At 50.3% G+C, this 22,394-nt stretch carries 19 protein-coding genes; 5 read left to right on the top strand and 14 right to left on the bottom strand.

The features are described from left to right. Positions 1 to 335: 335 nt before the first annotated feature. Positions 336 to 1,214 (bottom strand): nucleotidyltransferase-like protein, encoded by an 879-nt coding sequence (locus DX130_RS22030; protein ID WP_116049012.1) that lies wholly within the window; start codon positions 1,212 to 1,214, stop codon positions 336 to 338. A 155-nt stretch (positions 1,215 to 1,369) separates the two neighbouring features. Here DX130_RS22030 and DX130_RS22025 point away from each other — a divergent pair, with 155 nt between their 5' ends. Then, positions 1,370 to 1,732 carry a YgzB family protein gene (locus DX130_RS22025; protein WP_240644650.1) on the top strand — a complete coding sequence of 121 codons (363 nt, stop codon included), beginning with the start codon at positions 1,370 to 1,372 and terminating at the stop codon, positions 1,730 to 1,732. Between the two features lie 72 nt (positions 1,733 to 1,804). Here the strand turns inward: DX130_RS22025 and DX130_RS22020 are convergent, their stop codons facing one another. The 11 genes from DX130_RS22020 to DX130_RS21970 all read right to left on the bottom strand — a co-directional run bounded on the left by DX130_RS22020 (position 1,805) and on the right by DX130_RS21970 (position 13,821). After that, a complete protein-coding gene (locus DX130_RS22020; RefSeq protein WP_240644640.1) occupies positions 1,805 to 3,538 on the bottom strand; it encodes a glycosyl hydrolase family 18 protein in 1,734 nt (577 codons plus the stop codon). A 120-nt stretch (positions 3,539 to 3,658) separates the two neighbouring features. Then, positions 3,659 to 4,090, bottom strand: coding sequence for a peroxide-responsive transcriptional repressor PerR (gene perR, locus DX130_RS22015; RefSeq protein WP_116049010.1), 432 nt, complete (start codon positions 4,088 to 4,090; stop codon positions 3,659 to 3,661). A gap of 80 nt (positions 4,091 to 4,170) precedes the next feature. Next, on the bottom strand, positions 4,171 to 6,144 hold the full coding sequence (locus DX130_RS22010; protein WP_116049008.1) for a DUF4097 family beta strand repeat-containing protein: 1,974 nt from the start codon (positions 6,142 to 6,144) through the stop codon (positions 4,171 to 4,173). Further along, positions 6,126 to 6,842 (bottom strand): MgtC/SapB family protein, encoded by a 717-nt coding sequence (locus tag DX130_RS22005; protein WP_116049072.1) that lies wholly within the window; start codon positions 6,840 to 6,842, stop codon positions 6,126 to 6,128. Before DX130_RS22005 ends, DX130_RS22010 begins: the two co-directional genes overlap by 19 nt. A gap of 143 nt (positions 6,843 to 6,985) precedes the next feature. Next, positions 6,986 to 8,425 carry an Asp-tRNA(Asn)/Glu-tRNA(Gln) amidotransferase subunit GatB gene (gene gatB / locus DX130_RS22000; RefSeq protein ID WP_116049006.1) on the bottom strand — a complete coding sequence of 480 codons (1,440 nt, stop codon included), beginning with the start codon at positions 8,423 to 8,425 and terminating at the stop codon, positions 6,986 to 6,988. Positions 8,426 to 8,467: 42 nt separating this feature from the next. Next, the gene (gene gatA / locus DX130_RS21995; RefSeq protein ID WP_116049005.1) at positions 8,468 to 9,925 is read right to left on the bottom strand and encodes an Asp-tRNA(Asn)/Glu-tRNA(Gln) amidotransferase subunit GatA; all 1,458 of its coding nucleotides are present in this window, start codon (positions 9,923 to 9,925) and stop codon (positions 8,468 to 8,470) included. Positions 9,926 to 9,957: 32 nt separating this feature from the next. Continuing rightward, positions 9,958 to 10,245 (bottom strand): Asp-tRNA(Asn)/Glu-tRNA(Gln) amidotransferase subunit GatC, encoded by a 288-nt coding sequence (gene gatC / locus DX130_RS21990; RefSeq protein WP_116049003.1) that lies wholly within the window; start codon positions 10,243 to 10,245, stop codon positions 9,958 to 9,960. Positions 10,246 to 10,466: 221 nt separating this feature from the next. Beyond that, positions 10,467 to 10,847: an ATPase gene (locus DX130_RS21985; protein ID WP_116049001.1), complete on the bottom strand. Its 381-nt coding sequence runs from the start codon at positions 10,845 to 10,847 to the stop codon at positions 10,467 to 10,469. A 130-nt stretch (positions 10,848 to 10,977) separates the two neighbouring features. Continuing rightward, a complete protein-coding gene (locus DX130_RS21980) occupies positions 10,978 to 11,718 on the bottom strand; it encodes a GTP pyrophosphokinase (protein WP_116049000.1) in 741 nt (246 codons plus the stop codon). Positions 11,719 to 11,903: 185 nt separating this feature from the next. After that, positions 11,904 to 12,941, bottom strand: a complete 1,038-nt coding sequence (locus DX130_RS21975) for a Gfo/Idh/MocA family protein (protein ID WP_338068655.1) — start codon at positions 12,939 to 12,941, stop codon at positions 11,904 to 11,906. Positions 12,942 to 12,975: 34 nt separating this feature from the next. Next, the gene (locus tag DX130_RS21970; protein WP_116049071.1) at positions 12,976 to 13,821 is read right to left on the bottom strand and encodes a sugar phosphate isomerase/epimerase family protein; all 846 of its coding nucleotides are present in this window, start codon (positions 13,819 to 13,821) and stop codon (positions 12,976 to 12,978) included. A gap of 173 nt (positions 13,822 to 13,994) precedes the next feature. Between DX130_RS21970 and DX130_RS21965 the strand changes: the two genes are divergently transcribed. Then, on the top strand, positions 13,995 to 14,900 hold the full coding sequence (locus DX130_RS21965; RefSeq protein WP_116048997.1) for a helix-turn-helix transcriptional regulator: 906 nt from the start codon (positions 13,995 to 13,997) through the stop codon (positions 14,898 to 14,900). Between the two features lie 96 nt (positions 14,901 to 14,996). After that, positions 14,997 to 15,749 carry a cupin domain-containing protein gene (locus DX130_RS21960; protein ID WP_116048996.1) on the top strand — a complete coding sequence of 251 codons (753 nt, stop codon included), beginning with the start codon at positions 14,997 to 14,999 and terminating at the stop codon, positions 15,747 to 15,749. A 107-nt stretch (positions 15,750 to 15,856) separates the two neighbouring features. Here the strand turns inward: DX130_RS21960 and DX130_RS21955 are convergent, their stop codons facing one another. Both DX130_RS21955 and DX130_RS21950 read right to left on the bottom strand, forming a co-directional pair. Next, entirely contained in the window at positions 15,857 to 16,459 is a 603-nt protein-coding gene (locus tag DX130_RS21955; RefSeq protein WP_116049069.1) for a hypothetical protein, read from the bottom strand. A gap of 246 nt (positions 16,460 to 16,705) precedes the next feature. Continuing rightward, the gene (locus DX130_RS21950) at positions 16,706 to 18,073 is read right to left on the bottom strand and encodes a dicarboxylate/amino acid:cation symporter (RefSeq protein WP_206098868.1); all 1,368 of its coding nucleotides are present in this window, start codon (positions 18,071 to 18,073) and stop codon (positions 16,706 to 16,708) included. 443 nt (positions 18,074 to 18,516) lie between these two features. On the opposite strand from DX130_RS21950, the gene DX130_RS21945 reads away from it, so the two are divergent. Continuing rightward, positions 18,517 to 19,311, top strand: coding sequence for a hypothetical protein (locus tag DX130_RS21945; protein ID WP_116048994.1), 795 nt, complete (start codon positions 18,517 to 18,519; stop codon positions 19,309 to 19,311). Between the two features lie 30 nt (positions 19,312 to 19,341). Beyond that, the gene (locus DX130_RS21940; RefSeq protein ID WP_116048992.1) at positions 19,342 to 22,263 is read left to right on the top strand and encodes an S-layer homology domain-containing protein; all 2,922 of its coding nucleotides are present in this window, start codon (positions 19,342 to 19,344) and stop codon (positions 22,261 to 22,263) included. The last annotated feature ends 131 nt before the right edge of the window (positions 22,264 to 22,394 follow it).

Genomic DNA, 22,394 nt, shown 5'->3' with positions numbered 1-22,394 from the left:
CGATTCAATCTTGCGATTGTATCGGGCAGTTTCGCTCGTTGTTCAGTTTTCAAAGAACAATCTCTTGTCTTTCGTTTCTTGCGTGTCAGCCGTTTGTCTCAGCGGCGACTTTTATAATATATCACAGGTGCCTATCTTATTGCAAGTACTTTTTTTCGAGTTTCGACATTTTTTTTAATTTCGTCTTTTCTCGATTTCCTCACTCGCAAAAGCGGCGAGTTCTAATGTATCACAGAGACACAAGGCTCGTCAACACCTAATTGCATATTTTTTAGCCTCTAATCGAAACGACGTACAGAGTCTAATTCCTCTGCACGTCTCATCCTCATTCTCCACTATTGAGCAGTTACCATATATCTAAGTTCCAGGGCCCCTGACTCCTTCGGTTCTTGCATAACCGCTACTTCTCTGACATAAGCTCGCTTTACTAATTTATGAATCACTAAGGATAGTTCAATTTGCAGAGGTCTGATCGAAGGATGGCTTTGAAGCTCGCCTATACTCCAGGGTTCTTCACGGCTATTCATGATATCCAATAGAAGTGAACAGCATAGCTTCATCTTGTTCATGACAGAGAACTCGCATGCCAGCATCACTAATTGTACGCGTTGCTCCAGTGTCTCCGGACTTGCCGTCAACTCTTCATACAACTTATATACGCCGGGATGCACACGCCTCAGCTGCTTCCAGACGGTAAGCTCCGGATGTCTTCCTTCTTCTATAAGGACAATATGCGCCCAATGATGAAGAGCAGTCAGTACATGGCTGTATGCATCCAGCAGATTGCCATCCAATAGATCCTGTTTTGCCTGCAAATACGTTCTCAGAAATCCGGTAAACTCGATGAATTGCTTTTGCTCGCGCATGGATTCAGGAAACAGAAGCAACCGTTCACGAACTCCCGCCAGATAACCGTCACGATCCAACCAAATCTCCCCCCGCACTAACCATTCAATAATATTGCGATTCTCGCCGCCTGTAATCCACTTATCCAACTCATCCCGATGCACCATTCGAATAAGCGCTCGTTCATCATCCAGTTGAACATGCTCCGCGGAATTCTCGACGACAGATCGCTCGGTCACGAGAAGCACTAACATATCTAAACCATCAACAAGCGGGTTATAGGAGTACGGGTTTTTGATGACAGATATGGCCAACAGTCCAGGCAGTTCCCGATAGGTGTCTACTACATGCTCTCTGATATGCTCCACTGGGTTCCTCCGTATAGCTAATCGAAGTAGATTAGGCTATAATAATAATCTACAGATTTATTCCTTTTCGACAAACCGGATGCACTTTCCTGCTTTCCGTCGTAGAAATTGAGTCTTATTTTCGTAAGCCAATAGTCACAGAAAGGGTATGAATGATGAAAAAGATCTTTTTCAAATCAGCAAAAATTAATGAATTCCGTCTCTGGGGACTTGTCTTTACGTTAGTCGGCATGGGGATTATGATACTGGGGACCGCCGGTATTGTCCTCTGGGGTCAAGCAGGCAAAATTATTGCAGGGATCTTTATGGTATTCGGCATGATCTCGCTGCTTATCAGCGTGGCTATCTACTTCTGGGCCGGCATGCTGTCGACCAGCGCCACCATGCTGCAATGTCCGGAATGCGGAAGACAGACAAAGATGCTGGGCAAAACCGATCGCTGCATGTTCTGCAGAACCATACTTACACTGGACCCGTCAGAAGCAACAGACCTGAAGGTCGAGGACATCAAAGCATAACCACACATAATGAACGAAGAAGACCTCCAAGCATCCATGCTTGGAGGTCTTCTTCTATTAATAAGAAAGGAATTATGGCATTTTGGTCAAAGCTTCATCGATGGTTCCCCATACAGAAGGGGTCTGGAAGCTGCGCTGCCATGTAGCGATACCGGCCAAATCATATTTCCGTGCCAGCTCTACGCGAGACTTGATAGAGATATCGTCTTCTATCCATATCCGGCGCAGCGCGCCATCTTCCTCGTACTCCACATAGTTTTGACCAGCCGCTTCATCCAATACCGGCTTTAGCTTCTTCTCGCTAATGATAGACTTCACCGTTTCCATGCCTACTGCTTTCGAAGACACTTTTACCGCCCCGGCTTCATCCTTCTGCTCCGTCCATATTCTCGTATACAGCGGTATGCTTAAGATCAGCTTGCTTGCCGGCACGCCGTCTTCCTCCAATATACGGGTAATGGAACGCTCCACCCAAGGCAGCGATGCGACAGAACCGGCTTTGGGGCTAGCTGCCCAGTGTTCGTCGTATGCCATCACCATCATATAATCAACGACTTTGCCAAGCGCGGGACGATCCAGGAAGACCGACCACATCTCACTGTTCGACTTCGGTGTTACATCGATCGAGACGACCAGTCCTTGCTCATGCAGCAGCGGAGTCATTTCCTTTACAAACTGAACAAGATTTTCCTTGTCCTTCGTATAGACATTCTCAAAATCGATATTGATACCCTGCAAATTGTAGATTTTAGCGAATGCAAGCAGCTGTTGGATCATCGAGAATCGGGTCTCTACAGTCGACAGGGCTTCTGTTGTTTGCTTCGGCTCGAAGCCATTGCTGAATAGCCCCCACACCTGGTAGCCCCGATTATGCGCCCACTTCACGTAAGCAGGATCTGCCTTTCCTTCAATTGTGCCTTGCCCGTCCGTCAGCTCGAACCAGGTCGGGCTGACAACATTGACGCCCGGCATGTCCCCAATCTTGGACGTATCCGTCTTACGATTATAGACCGCCTCCCACGTCAGATTGATTTTACTGCCCATCACCTTCCATGGAATAAACGCTTTTGCTTTCTCCCGCTCCGGAATCTGATCGATCTTCGTGAGTCTCAGATCCTTCTTATTCATATACCCAATATGACCGTTCCCGGTCTGCACCAGCATCCAGCCCTCGGATTCTTCCCATATCCGAACCGTATCCTCTTGCGAGAGCTTGAACAAATAAGGCTTCCTAATTGATGGCTCAATGCGAATAGCCGCTCCATCCTTCGGCGTAGCTTCGGCCAGTTGAATCGTATCGCCTTCCCTTACGATGGTTACAATCGAGCTGGTCTCGTCATATTCGGCACGAATGCCGAACAGCTCTTCAAGCGGTTCCGTAGGGATGTATACGGTATTGTCCACCACTTCTGCTGCTATTGTAAGCTTGTAGTCGCTTTGATTCATAATCCCCGTCAAAGCATCTGTCTTTAATCGCAGCACCTTATCCGCCGTAGTCATCACAAGCGTCTTGGACTGCTCTTCATAGTGTATTGGCTTGTCCTCTCCAAGCAGCTCTTCAAGCAACGGGAGCGGAAGCTTCACTTCCCCTTCATCCAATAGGGCTCCGTACCCTGTCTCCTTGCCAGATACGATAATCGGATTCTTCATACTGTAGCTTGGCGCTTGCTGCTCATTGCTTGGGATGAACTTCATATATCCGAACCACCCGAAGGTAATAGCCGCCGCTGCGAAAAATAATACTAGCATTAGGCCGCATCCGCCTCTACGTCTCTTGCGGGTTGCACGCCCTACATTCGTCTCCAATCCGTCACTCCTCCAATCCACGTATTTGAATAAAGTCCTCTTTCAAACAAAAACGTGCAGTGTAGCGTATGATCGCTTCCGGCACGTTATGTGTAAAGAGTTATCTAGTTTATATACGTTTTACTTCGCGGTTGTGTTGCAAGATGAACACAATCCGTATATCTCCATCCGATGACCTTGTACCGTAAAGCCCGTTTCCTTCGATGCGGCCTTCTCCACCTCAAGCAGTGGCGGGTAACCAAAGTCGACGATCTGTCCGCAGCTCTTGCAGATGGCATGATAATGATCGGACAAATCCGCATCAAATCGGCTAGAGTCATCACCATACGTAAGCTCGCGCACTAAGCCAGCTTCTACAAACAATCTCAGATTGTTGTATATGGTCGCTACGCTCATGCTTGGAAAAGCCGGCGAGAGCGCCTTATAGATCTCATCCGCAGTAGGATGGGACTTGGAATCCATCAGATAGCTCAAGATGGCGTGTCGTTGCGGGGTCATCCGGACGCCATTCATCTTCAGTTGCTCCAGTGCCAATTGAACGCTGGCTGCCATTCCCCTCACGCCTTTCTTCATAGTAGTTATTACTATTGTACGTTCACGTTCGCAAATTTGTCAATGAATGTGCCGTTTGCCTAAAGACCCTGACCTTGTATCGATATGCTGTTCGTCGCATTAATATGAATGCGATACTCGCCGTTTCCTATAGCCCCGCGCACCGTTTTGCGCGTCTGATCAAGAGGGAGATCGGTTGCAATATTGCCGAAAGTTACCGATCCGTACACGGTATAGTTTCCATTGTAAGGGATGCGCAACTTGATCTCGCCAACAGAGCTGTCCAGGTCCCAGTTGCCGCCGACGACAAGGCTGTCAATGTCCACATTACCGTTCAGCGTGTTCGCTTTGATCCCCATTACGGCGTTCGATATCCGTATGCCGCCATTCTTCGTTTCGCTGTCCAGATCTCCGTAAATATCGATCAGCTCCAGATTGCCGTTCATGGTACTTGCAAAAACATCATCGGTCGCAGACTCGATCCTGATGCTTCCGTTTTTAGTCACGATGTTGCTCTGCCCATGGATGGAATTGGCTTCAAGGCTGGCATTTATCCCTTCTACCGACACATCGCCGTAAATCGTCGATAGCTGCACGAGTCCGCTGCCGCTCCTTACGACCAAGCCGCCACTCGCACGGAAATCCATGACCGATACTGAACCGTTGCCGCTGTTGATGGTCAACTTCAGCCCTCTTTCGTCCGGCGTATTCTGGACCTCCCCTTCATCGGAAGTCATGTCCGCATCTTCGCCCGGCTCCGATCCTTCTTGTATAGAATCGCCTTCTTCAACCCTTGAATCCCCATTCTCGACAGACGAATCCACTCCTTGCGGGACGATATCGCCATCTATCGTATCCCCTTCCGCAGAAGTTCCGGAATCATCGGAAGAGGGATCGTCCGCATGATCGTCTGGAGGCGGAGGAGGCGGTCCCATGATCTCTCCCACCGGCTCGTCCAGCTTCGGAATGATGATCTCCACATTCATCTTCGGCAGTCGATTGCCATTCGCGCCGTAGGGCTGTCCCTTGCCTTCGAACACCATCTCCATGCCAGGCGTCGCTTGCAGCACCGACTTCTCGGCAATGGTTTTGGCCTCCGCCTCGTCGGTGAAATCAACCCATACTGTCGTATAGATTTCGATCTCGTCCACATCGCCCGATCGGACATGGATATCGCCGTTGGCATTTTCGATTCGCAGCGATTGCACAGTTTCGTCGAAAGGAACCTTCATCACATTTTTATCAAAACGGAATCCGTTCTCCTCCGCAAATTCCTTCCTGCCGTTCAAATCCACATTGAATTGATCCAGCCACTTCACCGGGAAATCCGCGTACTGTGTAACGCCATAAGCGGTAACCGCGATAACAAGGGAGGCGGCAATGCCGGCCGTATCAAGCCGAAGCCCTGCAGCCCGCCGCTTCAGCAGCGTGCTGTACAGGATAATCTCCAAGCCGAGGAACACAAAAACAAGCGGCCACCCATTCCTCAGCAGCGCAATGTCATTGCGGCCCTGGAGATGATCCCAGAGCAGCAAGGCGCCGATAGCCAACAGGATGATACATGCCGTCATTCTCCCCAGCTTGAACATAATGCCTGCTCCCTTCCTTGTTGTGCGCAGCCATAAGAGCGATACGAGCATAAGCAGCGGTCCCACAGACCACTCCGCCAGCTCATTCATCCATGGCAGCATAATGGCGGGCGGCTTCAGCAAAATCAGCATGAATGCGCCCGCAAGCATTAACCACACGCCATCCCTCAGCCTAAGCGGAGTGTCGTCCTTCTTCCCCGCATCGCTGAATTGCAGCACTTCAAAGACGCTGATGAAATAAAAGACCGGCAGCAGCAATACAAGATAAACAATAAGCAAGAGATGCCGGCCCCCGTCGGAATCGGCCAATCGGAAGATGGCGACGTAGTCGAGCAGCAAGGCGGCAATCAGAAGAAAGCCCCTGACGTATTGTCCGTGCCGAACATGGCCGAGACCAGGCAGCATAAAAGCAAGCAGGACGGAGAGCAGCCTTCCGGCCCGCGATCTTATTCCGAGCTTACCCAACGTATGCCCTCCAGTTTCTTCAGATCGTCCATCAATTGCATCAGCTTCTCATTCTTGCGCTGCGGCATGATAATATGCAGCACCAGCTTGGTCAGCGTCTCGTTGTCGTTTTTGCGTTTGTCGCTGACTGCTACATCTTCCATATACATTTTCTTGATGATCACTTTGCGCCCGTCCAAGATGGCATTGAGCTTGTTCATTGCGGAAGATAAGTCCACAGCATGAATGCTGATCACATGTTCCTTTTTAGCTTTAATATACCGTTTCTCCAATTTGTTAAACAGCCATAGCGTAAGCAGAACCATAACGGTGACGCTTGTGGAAGCAAAATAGAAGCCTGCGCCCACTGCAAGACCAATCGCCGCCACAACCCAAAGCGATGCTGCGGTCGTCAGTCCCGTAATGGACTTGCCCGTGAACAAAATCGTGCCCGCTCCCAAAAAACCGACGCCTGTAATAACCGCAGCAGCCAGCCTTGCCGGATCGACGCGAACATTGGGCTCATCCACGAAATCCGAAAAGCCGTAGATCGACAGCAGCATCAGCAAGCACGCGCCTAAGCAGACCAAAATATTGGTGCGCAATCCTGCCGCGTGGTTCGACTGCTCCCGCTCCAGCCCGATTAATCCGCCAAGCAGCAAGGCAAGCGCCAAACGGATCAAAATATCAATTTCATCAATTAACCAAGGGTTATGCACCGCACTTAATGTCATCATCAGCGATCTTGACCTCTCATCCTGTAGTCTGGGCACCCCATCCCTGCCTATTTCATTCTATGCAGCAAAAGGCGCGACTCATCTCAACATGATGAATCGCGCCTTACGGGATACAGGGTCAGTCGTTATTGAAGACGCTCAAGCAGCAGCTTATTCACGAGCGCCGGATTCGCTTTGCCCCGCGTCTCCTTCATAATCTGTCCGACAAGGAAGCCGATCGCCTTTTCTTTGCCCGCCCGGAAGTCTTCCACCGATTGCGGATTTTTCTCAATGATCGCATCGACAATAGTCAGAATCGCGCCTTCATCACTAATTTGAACAAGGCCTTGCTCCTCTACAATCTGTTGAGGCAGCTTGCCGCTCTCCAGCATAGCTTTGAAGACCGTTTTCGCAATCTTGCCGCTAATCGTGCCTTTCTCAAGCAAGCCGATCATCTCGCCAAGACCTTGACCGGTAATCTTCACGTTCTCAAGCTCAAGGCCATTCGCATTCAGATAGCCGAGCAGATCGCCCATAATCCAGTTGGAGACGGCTTTCGCATCCTTCGTGTAGGAGAGGCTTTCCTCGAAGAAATCAGCTAGTTTCTTCGAAGCGGTAATAACCTCGGCATCATAGGCCGGCAAGCCGTAGTCTGCCGTATACCTAGCTTTGCGTGCATCAGGAAGCTCCGGAATGGAGGCGAGAACGCTCTCCTTCCACTCCTTGTTGATATGCAGCCTCACGAGGTCAGGGTCCGGGAAGTAACGATAGTCATGCGCTTCTTCCTTGCCCCGCATCGAGAATGACTTGCCCACCGCATCGTCGAATCGACGCGTTTCCTGCACGACTTCGCCGCCCGCATCCAGAATCTCTGCCTGTCGGAACTGCTCATATTCCAGCCCGCGTTGAACACCGCGGAACGAATTCATGTTCTTCAGCTCGGCGCGCGTGCCCAACTTCTCTTGTCCATAAGGACGAAGGCTAATGTTGGCATCGCAGCGCAAGCTGCCCTCTTCCATCTTCACATCGGATACATCGCAATAAAGCATAATGGCCTTCAGCTTCTCCAGATACGCCTTCGCTTCTTCCGGCGTACGGATATCCGGCTCCGATACAATCTCAACCAAAGGCGTACCGACACGGTTGAAGTCAACTAGTGAAGCGTAACCTCCGTCGACATGCGTCAGCTTGCCTGCATCTTCCTCCAGGTGGAGGCGCGTAATGCCGATGCGCTTGGTCTCGCCGTTCACTTCAATATCAATCCAGCCATTCTCGCCGATCGGCTGATCGTATTGCGAGATTTGATACGCCTTCGGCGAATCGGGGTAGAAATAGTTTTTCCGGTCAAACTTGCTCACATCGGCAATGGTGCAGTTCAGCGCCAGCGCCGCTTTCATTGCATATTCCACAGCTTGGCGGTTCAGCACCGGCAATACGCCGGGATGCCCCAGACATACCGGGCAGGTATGCGTATTCGGCGGAGCGCCGAAGGAGGTGGAGCAGCCGCAAAAGATTTTACTGTTCGTGTGCAGCTCGACGTGCACTTCCAGTCCCACGACCGTCTCGTATTTGTTCGCTACAGACATTCTTATCGTTCCTTTCCTAAGCGTCCTTCTTGTACGCGATAATTACAGCTGCGGGCGCAGCTTGTGGTGGTCGGTATGAGCCTCAAAGGCATGCGCGACGCGAAGCACCGTCGATTCGTCGAATGCTTTGCCGATAATTTGCAGGCCGATTGGCAAGCCGTCCGCCGTTCCGCATGGAACGCTGATGGCAGGAATGCCAGCCAAGCTGACTGGTATTGTACATATATCGTTCAAATACATCGTAAGCGGATCGCCAACTTGCTCGCCGATGCGGAAAGCCGGAGTCGGAGCCGTCGGTCCGATGATTAGATCATATTGCTTAAAGATATTATCGAAATCGCCTTTAATCAGCGTACGTACTTTCTGGGCCTTCAAATAGTAGGCATCGTAGTAGCCGGAGCTAAGCGCATAAGTGCCCAGCATAATACGGCGCTTCACTTCAGGTCCGAAGCCTTGGCTGCGCGACTTGCGGTACAAATCGACCAGATTATCCGGATTGTCGGCGCGTACGCCATAGCGTACGCCATCGAAGCGAGCCAGGTTGGAGGACGCCTCCGAAGAAGCAAGCAGATAATAGGTAGCGATCGCATAGTCCGTGTGCGGAAGCGATACTTCTTCCCATGTAGCGCCCAGCGATTCGTACACTTGCAGCGCGTTCATAACCGCTTCCTTCACGCGCGGATCGATTCCCGCTCCAAGGTATTCCTTCGGAACGCCAATGCGGAGTCCCTTCACATCGCCAGTCAAGGCAGCCGTGTAATCCGGGATGTCTACATTCGCTGATGTAGTGTCGCTGGCATCATAACCTGCGATCGACTGAAGCACGTAAGCGGAATCCTCTACATTTTTCGTCAATGGACCGATCTGGTCCAGCGAGGATGCGAAGGCTACCAGGCCAAAGCGTGATACAAGGCCGTACGTTGGCTTGAGCCCAACGATGCCGCAATAAGCAGCCGGCTGGCGAATAGAGCCGCCTGTATCGGAGCCGAGCGAGAAGTAGACTTGTCCCGCCGCTACAGACGCAGCGGAGCCGCCGCTGGAACCGCCCGGTACATAGTCCGTATTCCACGGATTGCGCGTCGGGAAGTAGCTAGAGTTCTCATTCGAGCCGCCCATGGCGAATTCGTCCATGTTCAGCTTCCCGATTGTGATGGCATCCGCTTGCTTCAGCTTGCGCGCGCTGGTCGCGCTATAGATGGGGTTGTAGTTGCTCAGGAATTGGCTCGCGCACGTCGTAAGCAAGCCCTCCGTCACGATATTGTCCTTAATGCCTGCAGGCAGGCCGAACAGCAAGCCTTTATCGCCGCCTTCTTGCAGGCGCTTGTCCATCTCATGCGCTTGCGAGCGGGCGTCATCTTCATTCAAGGTCAGGAACGCCTTGATCGAATCGTCAGTCTCCTTAATTCTCGCGAATGACGCGTCTACGAGCTCCGTTACGGACAGCTCTTTGTTGTTAAGCTTGTTATGTACATCCTGCAGGCGTAGATCGAACAGTGCCAACAGTAGTTCCTCCCTTCAAATAAAACCGAATATTATTCAAGCACCGCAGGCACTTTAATTTGACCGTCTTCCTCGTCTGGCGCATTCAGCAGAACCTTCTCAATCGGAAGCGATTCCTTCATGACGTCGTCGCGCATCACGTTTGTGATCGGCAGCACATGGCTTGTCGGCTCGACGTTTTCCGTATCCAGCTCGTTGAGCTTCTCCGCATATTTCAATATTGCGTTGAGCTGCTCAGTGAACTGGGCTTTCTCTGCATCTGTCAGATCCAGCCGCGCCAGATTCGCGACATGCTCAACATCCTTTAAAGTTATGCTCATCAGGGTACTCTCCTCTGCAAAGTCATTCTTTTTATTATAGCCTACTTGTACGCTGATCAGCAATGATAGGAGAGGATGGGATCGCATCTACATGCTTCAAAAACAAAAAAGGAACGGAAGGGAATTGCATCCCTTGTCCGTCCCTTCACTTGCATGGGCTGTTGCCAGACACGGGCTTGCATAATGCTCGCCTGCTCTTGCGCCAAACCCGCGCCTTACCATTAAATCCATGCCTTCAGATTAACCTGACGAATGAAGTCCTCACGACTAATAGGCTCTTTGCCCGCATGCTCTTCCTCCGCGTCCTCTTCATCGCCCTTCATAATACGCTTGAAGAGGTCCTCGTTGTGCGTCGCAAGCGCATAATCGATAAGGGCCTCCCGCTCGATACGGTCCACTTCCAATTGAACGAGCACCTCTTCAAGCTCCACGTCCTCGTCAGGAACAAGAAAATTGCGATTCGCCATCGGTACGCGCACCACATAGTCAAACACATTATCGGCGTTGCGGTCGTATGCGATTATATAGCCATATTCCCCAATGGGAAGCTTCTGTTCGAATTGGTCAGCCACTATGACAACCTTGGATCCTAGCTGCAACATAAGTCTCAACCCCTATTTCATCGTCGCTGTGCTACTTACTTTTCTATTATCCTACTAGAAATTAATATTCATGTCCAATAGGAGTCTCATAGAGAGAAGAATCGGACAGCGGCGCGAATAAAATAATGGGCTAGTTCCCTTCTCTCCCAAGCTCAAGCAGCGCAGAAGGCAGCTTGAATGACTGACTGCCCATAAGCAGCTGGGTCAGTTCCTCCACGCTATCATCGCCCTGGGTTTCCTTAATGACAGAGATCTCCCGGTGAAGCCGTTCCATCTGCAAATCAAGACGATTCGCGGAATCGGACGCTTCCTTCAATTCCTGAAGAAGGCTTGCGGGAACAGATTGATTGTATTTGTAAAATATTTTATGCTCCAGGCTCGCCCAGAAGTCCATTGCTATCGTACGAATTTGAATTTCTACGCAGACGCTCTCCTGCCCGTCCGACATAAAGACCGGCACTTCTACAAGAAGGTGAAGGCTCCGATAGCCGTTGGGCTTCGGATTCCCAATATAGTCTTTCTCCTCATTGACGCGGAGACCGAATTGGTTGGTCAGCATGTCTCGAATATGATAGATATCCGTAATGAACGAGCAAGTGATTCTGAGTCCTGCTATATCTTTAATATGACCTTTAATATCTTCCAGCACAAACGGAACACCTTTGCGGCTTATTTTCCGCATAATGCTTTCCAGCGACTTTACTCTTGATTTGGTATGTTCAATGGGATTATAGTCATGCAGAAATTGGAATTCTTCTTTTAATATTTCAATCTTGGTCTCCAACTCGTTCAAAGCGAACTGGTACATCATCATAAAACGAGTAACTTCGTTCTTCATCTTTTTGAACTGCTCTATTTGTATGGGTTTCATAAACGGTTCTCCCTCTATAGGTACGACAAGCGCCGCCCTTCACTTCGGATGAATCCATCTTAGTATGAATGAGACCGCAATTGCAAATGTGACCACCGGGACAGTCGCCGGGAGACAAGAAGGGACATTCTGACATGCGGTGATCCGCAGTCCTAATGTCCCTCCCAGCCTGAACCAACCGCGGCCTATTTCCCCAGCCTAGTTAACTGAACCCGCTCCAGCGCTCCGCGATTGTCCGCCGAACGAATCTCTGCTTCTATGATTTCCAGCGATGCCGCCGCGCTCTCCGGCGTACATACCGATGCCGGCTGGCCATTCTGTACGACCTCGATGAAGTACTGGATCTCCCGGTAATACCCCATATCCGGTGACAATTCCGGACTGAAGCTCGGCCCATCGTTGGGATTGACTTTGAGATGATCCTGCTCGAATACAATATTGGCACCTTCGAAGTTCAGACGGAATGTCATGGCAAAGCCGAACTCACCTTGAAGCGTCCAGTCAGCCTGTGCGTTCAGCACCTTGCCGTCCGCATAGATATAATTGGTAGAGACCATATCGTACGCACTCCCGGTAATGACATTGCGCGCAACGGAGGAGACTGCTTCCGGCTGCCCGAACAGCCAGTTGATCATGTCCGTATCATGAATGTGCATATCTAGCATACAGCCGCCGCTAAGCTCTCCGTTCCGAAACCATCCCTGAGGCGTTGCCCCGCCTCGGAAAAAGCTGCCGGACAGCACTTCACCGTAACGCCCGTCCGTCACGCATTGCTTCATATATTCATAGGCGGGCCAGAAGCGAAGGCATTGTCCGATCATTAACGTCTTGCCTGTTGACTTGGCCGCTTCGGCCATCCGCCAGGCTTCCTGCGAGGTCCTGGCGATCGGCTTCTCGCACATGACATGAATGCCCTGCTGAAGCAGCGAAATCGTCAGATCGGCGTGAAGCGGCGTTGGCAGCGTAAGGTTGACTATATCCAGCTCTTCATTCTCCAGCATCTCTTCGACACTCTCGTATAGATTGTAAGTTGATAGATCGTATACCTCTTGTGCCGTTGCGATATTGCCCCCTGCAGATGTATTCTTCAGCTGCTCTATGCGCGAGTCGCACACGGCAACCAATTGAACCTGTGCTCCTTCATTCATGAGCCGTACGTAATTATCGAAGTGCATACGTCCCATAAATCCAAATCCGATAAGTCCTGCTTTAAGCATCATCATCTCTCCTATTCGGGAAAATTAGGAACAGCGGTCTTCATGAGCTGCGGCCCAAGATGGCATCCATCGCATTGGAAGTGTTGAAGATGAGTTGATCGGTGTGATGCGTATAAGGCGGAATCATCTCAGCCGTCGCATAGCCCTCATAGCCGATTTCCTTCAAAGCTTGAACCACAGCAGGATAATCCACATCGCCAGCCAGCAGGTCTACAAATCCGTGCAGGCCGCCAGCCTGCCTCCTATAGTCCTTGAAATGCATCTTTTTGATACGATGACCCAATATCCGAATCCATTGCTCCGGGTAGCCGCTGTGCACCACATTCCCCACATCAAAATAAGAGCCAACAAACGGAGAGCTGTACGCATCAATGAAGCCGCGAAGCTCCAGCGGCGAGAGCAGAAACTTGTTCCATACATTCTCGATGGCGATGGATACACCTGCTTCAGTTGCATACGGCACTAACCTGCCAATCGCCTCAGACGCCCGATCATAAGCCAGCTCATAAGATACGACCTCCGAGCCCGGAATAAAATCAACGCCCACCCCTCCGGGAATGACCAGAATAGCATCTACTCCAAACGCCGCAGCAAGCTCCAGCTGCTTCTTGCATACGTCAATCGCTCTCTGCCGCTGGCTCTCGTCAGCACTGGTCATGGAATAATCCCAATACAGCCCGGTCGCTAGTCCCGCAATTTCCAGTCCTTCTTCCTCCAGCATTGCCTTTATGCGCAGTACATCCCGATCGGTCGCAGCAAGTCCAAGCTCTCCCGACTCATTGAGCGACAGCTCCATTCCATCGAACCCGGCCCTCTTCGCAAGCCGGGCACATTCCACGATCGTGCTTCCCGCCGGAAATGACCATATGCTAATCCCTTTCTTCACCCCAAACTCCCCCTTCATTTGTCGAATTCCGTCCACTTGTAAGGAATGACTATTCATGCCATAATACTCCTATCATAATCCGTTAATAAGGAATTAGGCTTTAGTCAAAGAAGTTATTATTTGTACAATTCCGTTCACTTTCTTAACAGATGAACGAGCAGGGGGAGAAGGATATGGAAGCGAACCAGATAAGCTATCCGCTAAGGCGTCATGCCACGATCAAAGAATGGTCGCCGCGCATCCATTACGCCCAGTTCCAGCGGCTGCCTACCGGCCCGCTTCCAGAGCGGCGCATTTATGACTTCGAGCTGCTCTATGTGAGCCAAGGGGAAGCCGCAACCACGATGCTGGGCCAGCGTCATCATCTGTCCGCCGGGCAGTTGATCGTGCTGCCTGCGGGTGTCTTTCATCAGAATGAAGCTATATCCAGCCCGGATACTCGCTTCTTGGGCATTCACTTTGATTTTTTCGATGAATTGGACATTCTGACGGAAGCCGACATGATCGTTAGTGAAGACCATGTTCAGTATCACCGGTTCGCCCATGAAGCGGTAACTGACGGATTCCAGCCATTATCGCAGGAGCCCGTCTATACGCCGACCTTGGCCTGCGTACAGCTAATGGAGCAATTGGTGCAGGAATTTACGCTACGTCCTATAGGCTATGAGCTGGCTTGCAAGGCATTAATGCTGAACATCCTGACTCACCTGCTCCGGCTGCAGCCCTTGCGCTCCCGCTCGCTCGCTACGCCATACAGCGGCAAGCTGATGGAAATCATCGAGGAGATGGAGCGGCAGCCGGATGCGCCATGGTCGAATGCGATCATTGCCGAACGCATGAATCTTAGCCTCGATCACGCCGCCAAGCTGTTCAAGGGGATGGCCGGCTTGCCGCCCAACGAATTTCTGCACAACGTTCGTCATCGCGAGGCGCGCCGCCTGCTCCGGGAAACCGATTTGTCCGTGGAGCAAATCAGCGAGCAACTGGGCTATTCCGGCATCCACTACTTCAGCCGACTGTTCCGCAAGCACGAAGGCATATCCGCTACCGCATACCGCAAGCTGTCCAGAGTGCTCTAATCGGATGGCTTGCCGCAGAAAGCTCTCACCTTCGTCTGGGCGAACACATACAATAATCCTGTCAAATTCTACTTACCGAAAGGCAGGAACCGGATCATGGCTGTCTCCTACATGGATTTCACGGCGCCAAGCACTCAATTTACTTCTACACTGTCCGACAATCCATTTTTCAAGAAAGATGCACAGAATTACATTAACGTACTATCTGTCAAACAATTGAATACGCTGGGCAATGCATCCCTGCTGGATATCTTCCTCAGCACGGACAACGTTGTTGAGCCGCATATTCACCAAAACTCTACCGAACTCGTCTACTGTATTGCAGGCGGGGCTATCGTATCGATTCTTAATCCTTTCACAAAAGAACTGCTGAATTTCACCATTGCCCCGGGACAAGTCGCCAATGTGCCGCAGGGCTGGTGGCATTACGAGATAGCTACGCAAGATAATACCCATCTGCTGGCGATCTTCGACGCCCCGATTCCGGAAGTCATCTTCGGCTCCGATATTCTGAGGCTTACGCCTGCCAGCATACTGGCGCATACGTATTGTCTCGACGAGGCGAAAGTGAAGGATACTTTGGCCCCCATTACGGATACCGTCATCCTGGGACCTCCTTTATCCTGTACCAAGCAGCAGACACCTCCCCATTCCATGCAGCCAATGATGAACTACGGCGGCATGAATATGACGCAGATGGCGCCTGGGACGCATCAACAAGCGAATCAGACTCAACACCAGGGCTATCATTACCCCTACCGTCCGATCACCGGTGAATCCGAAACCTACTATGCGCCGCTGGATCAGCCCTTTCACCCCGTTCCGTTCCTTTATCGGAGATGGGGTTAACGACACCGGCATTTTGCCGCAGCCCTTCGTTGTTATCGATCAATGGCTGTGTAAACGAGCAAAGGAGCTACGCCGCATGTCGTGACGTAACTCCTTCGCTTGTTCTGTCATAACTCATATTTTGCAAATTGGATATTTAGCTCCTCCTCATGCGGAATCCACTCCCAATCGCTCCATAAAGGTAGACTTACGAGCTCGGACAGCTTATCTACCGCTTGTGCCGGACTCGTAATCGTTGCGAGTTCGTCCATATCTTCTTGACGAATATCTAGCGCCTCCCGCATGTTGTCATCATGAAGAAGCTCTTCCTGGAGCCCATACTCGCTCCTCGTCCAATCTTCGCAAAAGATTCTTTCGGCCTGGATCTCCCCATCCTTAAATATCGACAACTCAAATAATTCATCATGCATAAATCCGACCGTTATAACCGGCTCACCAATAAGCAGAGACAACGACTTGCCGATTCTCTTCACCGTTCCCCATACAAAATAATCATGGAGCACACTGATCCACTTTTCGTTGCTGCTTATATACAGGACTAGCTCAGACTCATGCACACTGCGAGACTGGGTCACGTCCGAGTCCATTTGATCTTGGTTAGCTGACAGCCCTAACAATTCAGGATCCCTTTCAATCAACTCTCTTAACCCTTCAATCGACTTCTCAAGGCTGTTCGACTTGATATGCAAATTCGCAAATGATCTTCCCAAAGATTCGCCTCCCGAATGATGCCAGTTAAGCTGGACTTTTTCCGGCATCTTTTTTGTATTCATTTGTATCTTATTTCCATTATAGTGATTGACCCAAGCGGGTCTACCTACTTTTTACCTGAATTTAGAGAACGGACGGTCCTGCTCCTACTCCCTTGTATGAATAGAAAAGAGGGCGCCCCCTCGTCATGACATGACCTTGGGGACACCCTCTATGATGGTGGACGATCTCTAATCGATCATCCCTTATACGGCGTTCACGACAATCTCTTCATCGTCATTGCGATTGAACGCTTCGCGATCGAACTCGCCTTCGGAATTAGCAACAAGCAGCGATGTAACCGTCGTTCCTGTCGCATTAACCGCTGTGCGGCCCATATCGATCAGTGCCTCAACACCAGCTACAATTGCAATGCCTTCAAGCGGCAGACCAAGCGCAGTCAAGACGACAGTCGTCGAGATGACAGCCGGTCCAGGCACGCCTGCAACACCGATGGAGGAGATGATGCTGACCAGAACCAAAATAATGTAATCCGTCAAGGACAGCGTAATGCCGAACAATTGCGCCGAGAAGACGGCCACGATAGCCGGCCATACGCCGCCGCAGCCGTTGAAGTTGACGGACGCACCCAGCGGAGCGACAAAGCTCGCGATCCGAGGAGAGACATGAAGTCGCTTCGTAATAACTTCCAGGTTGACCGGAAGCGTGGCATAGCTGCTTCGCGTCGAGAAGGCAACCGCGATCATCGGATAAATTTTGCGGAAGAACTTCAGCGGATTCACCTTGGCTACCAACAAGACCAAACCGCCAAAGATAAGTACAAAATGCAAGATTAATGCGACGTAGGAGGATACGATTACGCTGCCCAGCTCCGTCAGCGTCTCCCATCCATAACGAGCGGTCATACCGGCAATAAGCGCGAATACGCCGTAAGGAGTCAAGCGAATAACAAACTTGACGACTTGATGGAGAATCCCCGTAAGCGATTGAATCAAATCGCGCACCGGTTTCACCGATTCTTCATTTTTGGAGCCTACTTTAATAATAGCAATTGCAATAAAGATCGCGAAGATAAGAACAGGCACAACCTTGCCTTGCGCCGCTTCATTAATCGGATTGGAAGGCACCAGATCCAGAATAACCTGCGAGAAGGTCGGAATTTCACGTACGGCAAAATCAGCCGGAATATCGAGCTGAAGCCCTTTGCCCGGACTGAAGGCAAGCGCAACCAACAGACCAATGATCGATGCGATACCCGTCGTTCCCAGAAACCAGGCGAAGGTTTTGAAGCCGATCTTCCGCAAATAATCCAGACTCTTCAGCGAGGCTATGCTGTTAAGCACCAGTACGAATACTAGAGGAATAACGAGCATTTTGATCAAGCTGACATAAATACTGCCGAAGGTCGTAATCCCCTTGATCTCGAATGAATCAAGGCTTTGGAACACAATGCCTGCAACAACCCCGATGCCTAAGGCGACCAGAACCCGGGTTCCGAAACCAACCCGCTTCCGGGCGAGGAAAAACAACAGTGCAAATACAAATAAGGAGACGACGAAGCTGTACCAATTTGTTTGGATGGCTAGTAACAAGTTGTTATCTATTTTATCCATCTGATTAAACCCTCCTAATCCTATAATTTTTATCGGAATATCGTATTCAATTTACAAACAATAGATGACGTTGTCAATCTGTTTTACAAAAAATAATTTTATGGATTCTTATGGAAATTGATGTTTTTCTTTAATTCCGACAAAAGCTATAGGAAAAATGAAAATAATCATTGACATCACATGGCTTCCGGCATACACTTAAGCCAGATACAGTAGGGTCAGCCACTTTTATAGGGACTGCGAACGATCATATTAATCGACTGGACAACCAGAGATTCAATGAGAGCGAAGTTTTTTTGCTCTTGTTGGGTCTTCTTTTTTTGTCCGAATCCATGATAAAGGAGGATCTTCGTCGGTCTGTATCCCTCTCGTACAATTACAGGCAAAGAACCACTACAAAGGAGCTCCTCCTTGGAGCCATTACGAAAGGAAGGTCTTTTCACATGACAAAACCAAAAGTAAACAAACTATCCATTACACTGCTCGCCTCTGTCGCCGCGTTTACCGTACTAACGTATGCAGCCGTATCTGCCAACAAGGCTCAAGTAGAGTCTTCCCATAATGAACTGGTCGCGCAAGAGAATGTCGCTGCCCCTGCGATCGAGCCGGAAGCTCCGGCTGCCGAGGAGCCAACAACAACTGTGAGCGAACCGGCTCAAGAGGTTGAAGCGGAGTCTGCTGTAAGCGACGCTGTTGTCGAAACCGTTGCAAACGAACAGGCTCAAGAAGCTGCGGATCCGGCGGTTCAGCTTGCAGCTGATGCTCCAGCGGCACCTAAAGCTGAAGCACCGGCTGCTGCAACAACGTCAAAGCAAGAGTCCAATAACGGAGCAGCGAAGACATCTGTTTCCGCACCAGCAGACAATCAGCCGGCAGTACAAACGGCTAAAACCGAGCCTCAGCCATCGGCGGCTCCACAGAAGGAAACTCCTGCGGCAGCTCCAGCTAAAGAAAACAAACCGGCTGCGCCTGCTGCCACAACAGAGCCAAAAGCTGAGCCTGCTCCGGCTGCATCTGAATCCAGCCCAAGCAAATCGATTAACTTCGTCAACAATTCCAATTCATCCAAGCCAGTGACTGTTGCAAAACCGGAGCCTGCTAAGACAAATAATTCGTCGGATTCGTCGTCTTCCGGTTCATCTTCTTCGGGCTCGGCTCCGGCCGCTCCTTCGAAGCCGACACCTTCTACACCTGCACCATCAACTGGTGGCGGCGGCGACACGGAAGAAGATTGCTAATCACTATACAATCAGAGGAGGGTACCAAACATGAAAAACCGCAGTTTTAAAACCATACTAACTCTATTATTGGCACTCACTCTGGTGCTGCCGGCGGTATCCGCCGGCCATGCCAGTGCAGAAAGCAACACCCCTGCGAAAGTTGCCAAGTACAGCACTTATAACTCTTATTTCTCCGATGTTTATGACGAGTTGGCAGGCAAGTCAAACGTATTCGAGACTTTGACTTATCACCAGCTATGGAGCTTGTTCAATTCCGACGGCACTTATGTTGTTCTGTTCGGAGGCGCATGGAGCGAGAACACGCAAGCCGTCATCGGTTATATCAACGATGTAGCCAAAGATTACGGCATTACGGCGATTTATAACTTTGATACGAGATTGGACGGGGAGACGGCTTCCGCTGATATCGCGGACAGCAGCAGCCCGGATACATACCGTAAGCGTTATGTAGAGCTGGTTAATCAGCATCTGACCAACCTCCAGATCGAAAATGCGGATCAAATTTCCTATACAGTAGGCAACCAGACTGGAGAAGCCGACCGCATTGAAGCGCCTTACCTGTTCGTCTATGACCGGAAAAATGAAGAGGGAGCATCCCCTATCGTAGCCGACTTGCAGGAGCTTCTGACAAAAGAAGATTTCCTGGCGGAAGACGGCAAGCTTGATCCCGCAAAAGTGAAGGCGTACAAAGATCAAGTGCGCGCAGTGTTCGATCCGATTTCCAAAGAAACAGGCGATAAAAAAATAGCTTCCCATTCGCTGTTTAATAATGAAAGCTACTTTAAATCCACTTACGATGCAGCTGCGGGACGTACCGTTTTCACAGGCTCCCGTATCGTATTCCAGGCTGTCACTTATGACGAATTGAAGAAGCTTCATGAAAGCTCCGGCGATTACGCCATCCTGTATGGCGGTCCTTGGTGCCCGAACACACAACCCGTCATCGATCTGATCAACCAATGGGCGATTGACGAGGGCATCCAGACGATCTATACATGGGATACAAGACTGGACAACGGTTTTGATCCGATTTCGAAAGAATTCAAGAGCGCAGAGCTTCATGTTCGTGATGTCAACCATCCGAATGCGCGAATTTATGTCGATCTCGTCAACCAATACTTGCCGAATATTACAACAGCTAATAGCAAACATAACAACGGTAACCCTAGCTCACCGCCAGAAGTTCCGAACGGCAACTATCTGATCTGGTCCGGCGAAGGCGAAGGCAGAGAATATGCGAAGCGTCTGCAGGTTCCTTATGTATTCACTTACAACAAGGACAATGTTGACCACACCAACGCAGCAGCACCTGTATACGGTCATGTCGAGTTGATGTACTCTTGGAACAACATTGCAGCTGATCATGCAAGCGGCAACCGCGATCGGTACAAAAAAGCGCTGAACCTGCTGTCTTCCAGACAGGAGCTGGTACCGAGCGGCTTGACGACTGTCAATGCTTCTTCGTCCAGTGCCAAAAACGGCCAAATTAAAGGCGTATCCGAAGCGCTGGAGTACAAAGCAAAAGCATCGGACACGTATCTGCCGGTAGAAGGCACGTCCATTACTGGACTGGCAGCCGGAATTTATCAGGTTCGTTACAAAGGAAAAACAGGTTATAATGCAGGCGCTACAGACCCTACGGATATTTATTATGAAGCTGGTCAATCCGTTGAAGTCACTGTAAGTGCTAACTCGGGCTCTCCGGGAAGCGGAGGCCCAGGTCCTTCGACACCAACTCCGGAACCAACTACAGCACCTGAACAATCTGGAAGTGACGGCAAGCCAGTTGTCGTAACACTGCCAGCAAGCAAAGATGCAACATCGGGTATTACAGTTGCTGTTGTAAGCGAAGAGGAAGCTGCAAAGCTGATTGAAACAGCGAAGCAAGATGCAGCCGCAGGCAAGCCGACTACTGTCGAGCTGAACGTGAAATCCGACTCCGCAGAAGGAACGACACAAGTGACACTGACGCGCGAAAACTATGATAAGCTGATCGCCGGCTCCAATGTCGAGATTCAGGTTCATGTAGGATTCGCTTCCATTACCTTTGATTCCGCAGCATTAAAAGCAATCGGCGGGTCGAAGGATACTGGAGACATCAGCTTTATTATCGCCAAGTCTTCCCTTACAGAAGAAGGCAAGGAAGTGCTGGGCGACAGACCGGTCTATGACCTTACGGTATTCGCCGGAGAAACGTCCGTATCGGAATTCGGCGGAAGCAACGTTAATGTAAGCATTCCTTATCGCCTGCAAGCAGGCGAGGATGCACAAGCTATTATCGTCTACCATGTTACAGAGGAAGGCGAATTGCACACCATTCGCGGTCAATACTCCGCAGCTACTGGAACTGTTGATTTCAAGACGACTCACTTCTCGCAATATATAATCGGCTACAACAAAGTATCTTTCTCTGATGTTCCTGCAGGCGCTTGGTACGGCAATGCCGTCACCTTCCTGGCAGCAAGAGACATTACGAACGGCTCCGGAAACGGCGAGTACAACCCTGGAGCAGCCATTACTAGAGGACAATTCGTTGTTCTGCTGCTGAAAGCTTACGGTATTGAAGCAGATGCTGCAGGATCAGCGAACTTCTCCGACGCTGGAAATACGTATTACACCGGTTACCTGGCAGCTGCGAAGCGTCTAGGCATTACGACAGGCGCAGGCGACAATCAGTTCAAGCCGAACGACCTGATCACGCGTCAGGATCTGTTCACGCTGCTGCATCGTGCGCTGGAAGTTCTGAAGGAAGTACCGGCGAAGCAATCGAATGCTTCCCTAGCAGACTTCAGTGACGCAGGCCAGATTGCAGGTTATGCTAAGCCAGCATTCGAGGCATTCGTGGAAAGCGGAGTTGTATCCGGCAGTGAAGGTCAACTATCACCTAAAGCGAATTCCACTAGAGCGCAAGTTGCTCAAGTGCTGTACAATTTGCTAGCCGCAAAATAATATCTTCTATATATAGAAGATTCACATCCTCATACTGATGATCATCGTAACAACAGGCAGCCCTCGGGCTGCCTGTTGTTTTGATGTCATTATGTTTAGGAGAAACTGGAGTGGATGAAGCATCTGCGTCG

Source organism: Paenibacillus paeoniae (genome assembly GCF_003388735.1).
GTDB lineage: Bacteria > Bacillota > Bacilli > Paenibacillales > Paenibacillaceae > Pristimantibacillus > Pristimantibacillus paeoniae.
This window is presented reverse-complemented; position numbering and strand designations above follow the sequence as displayed.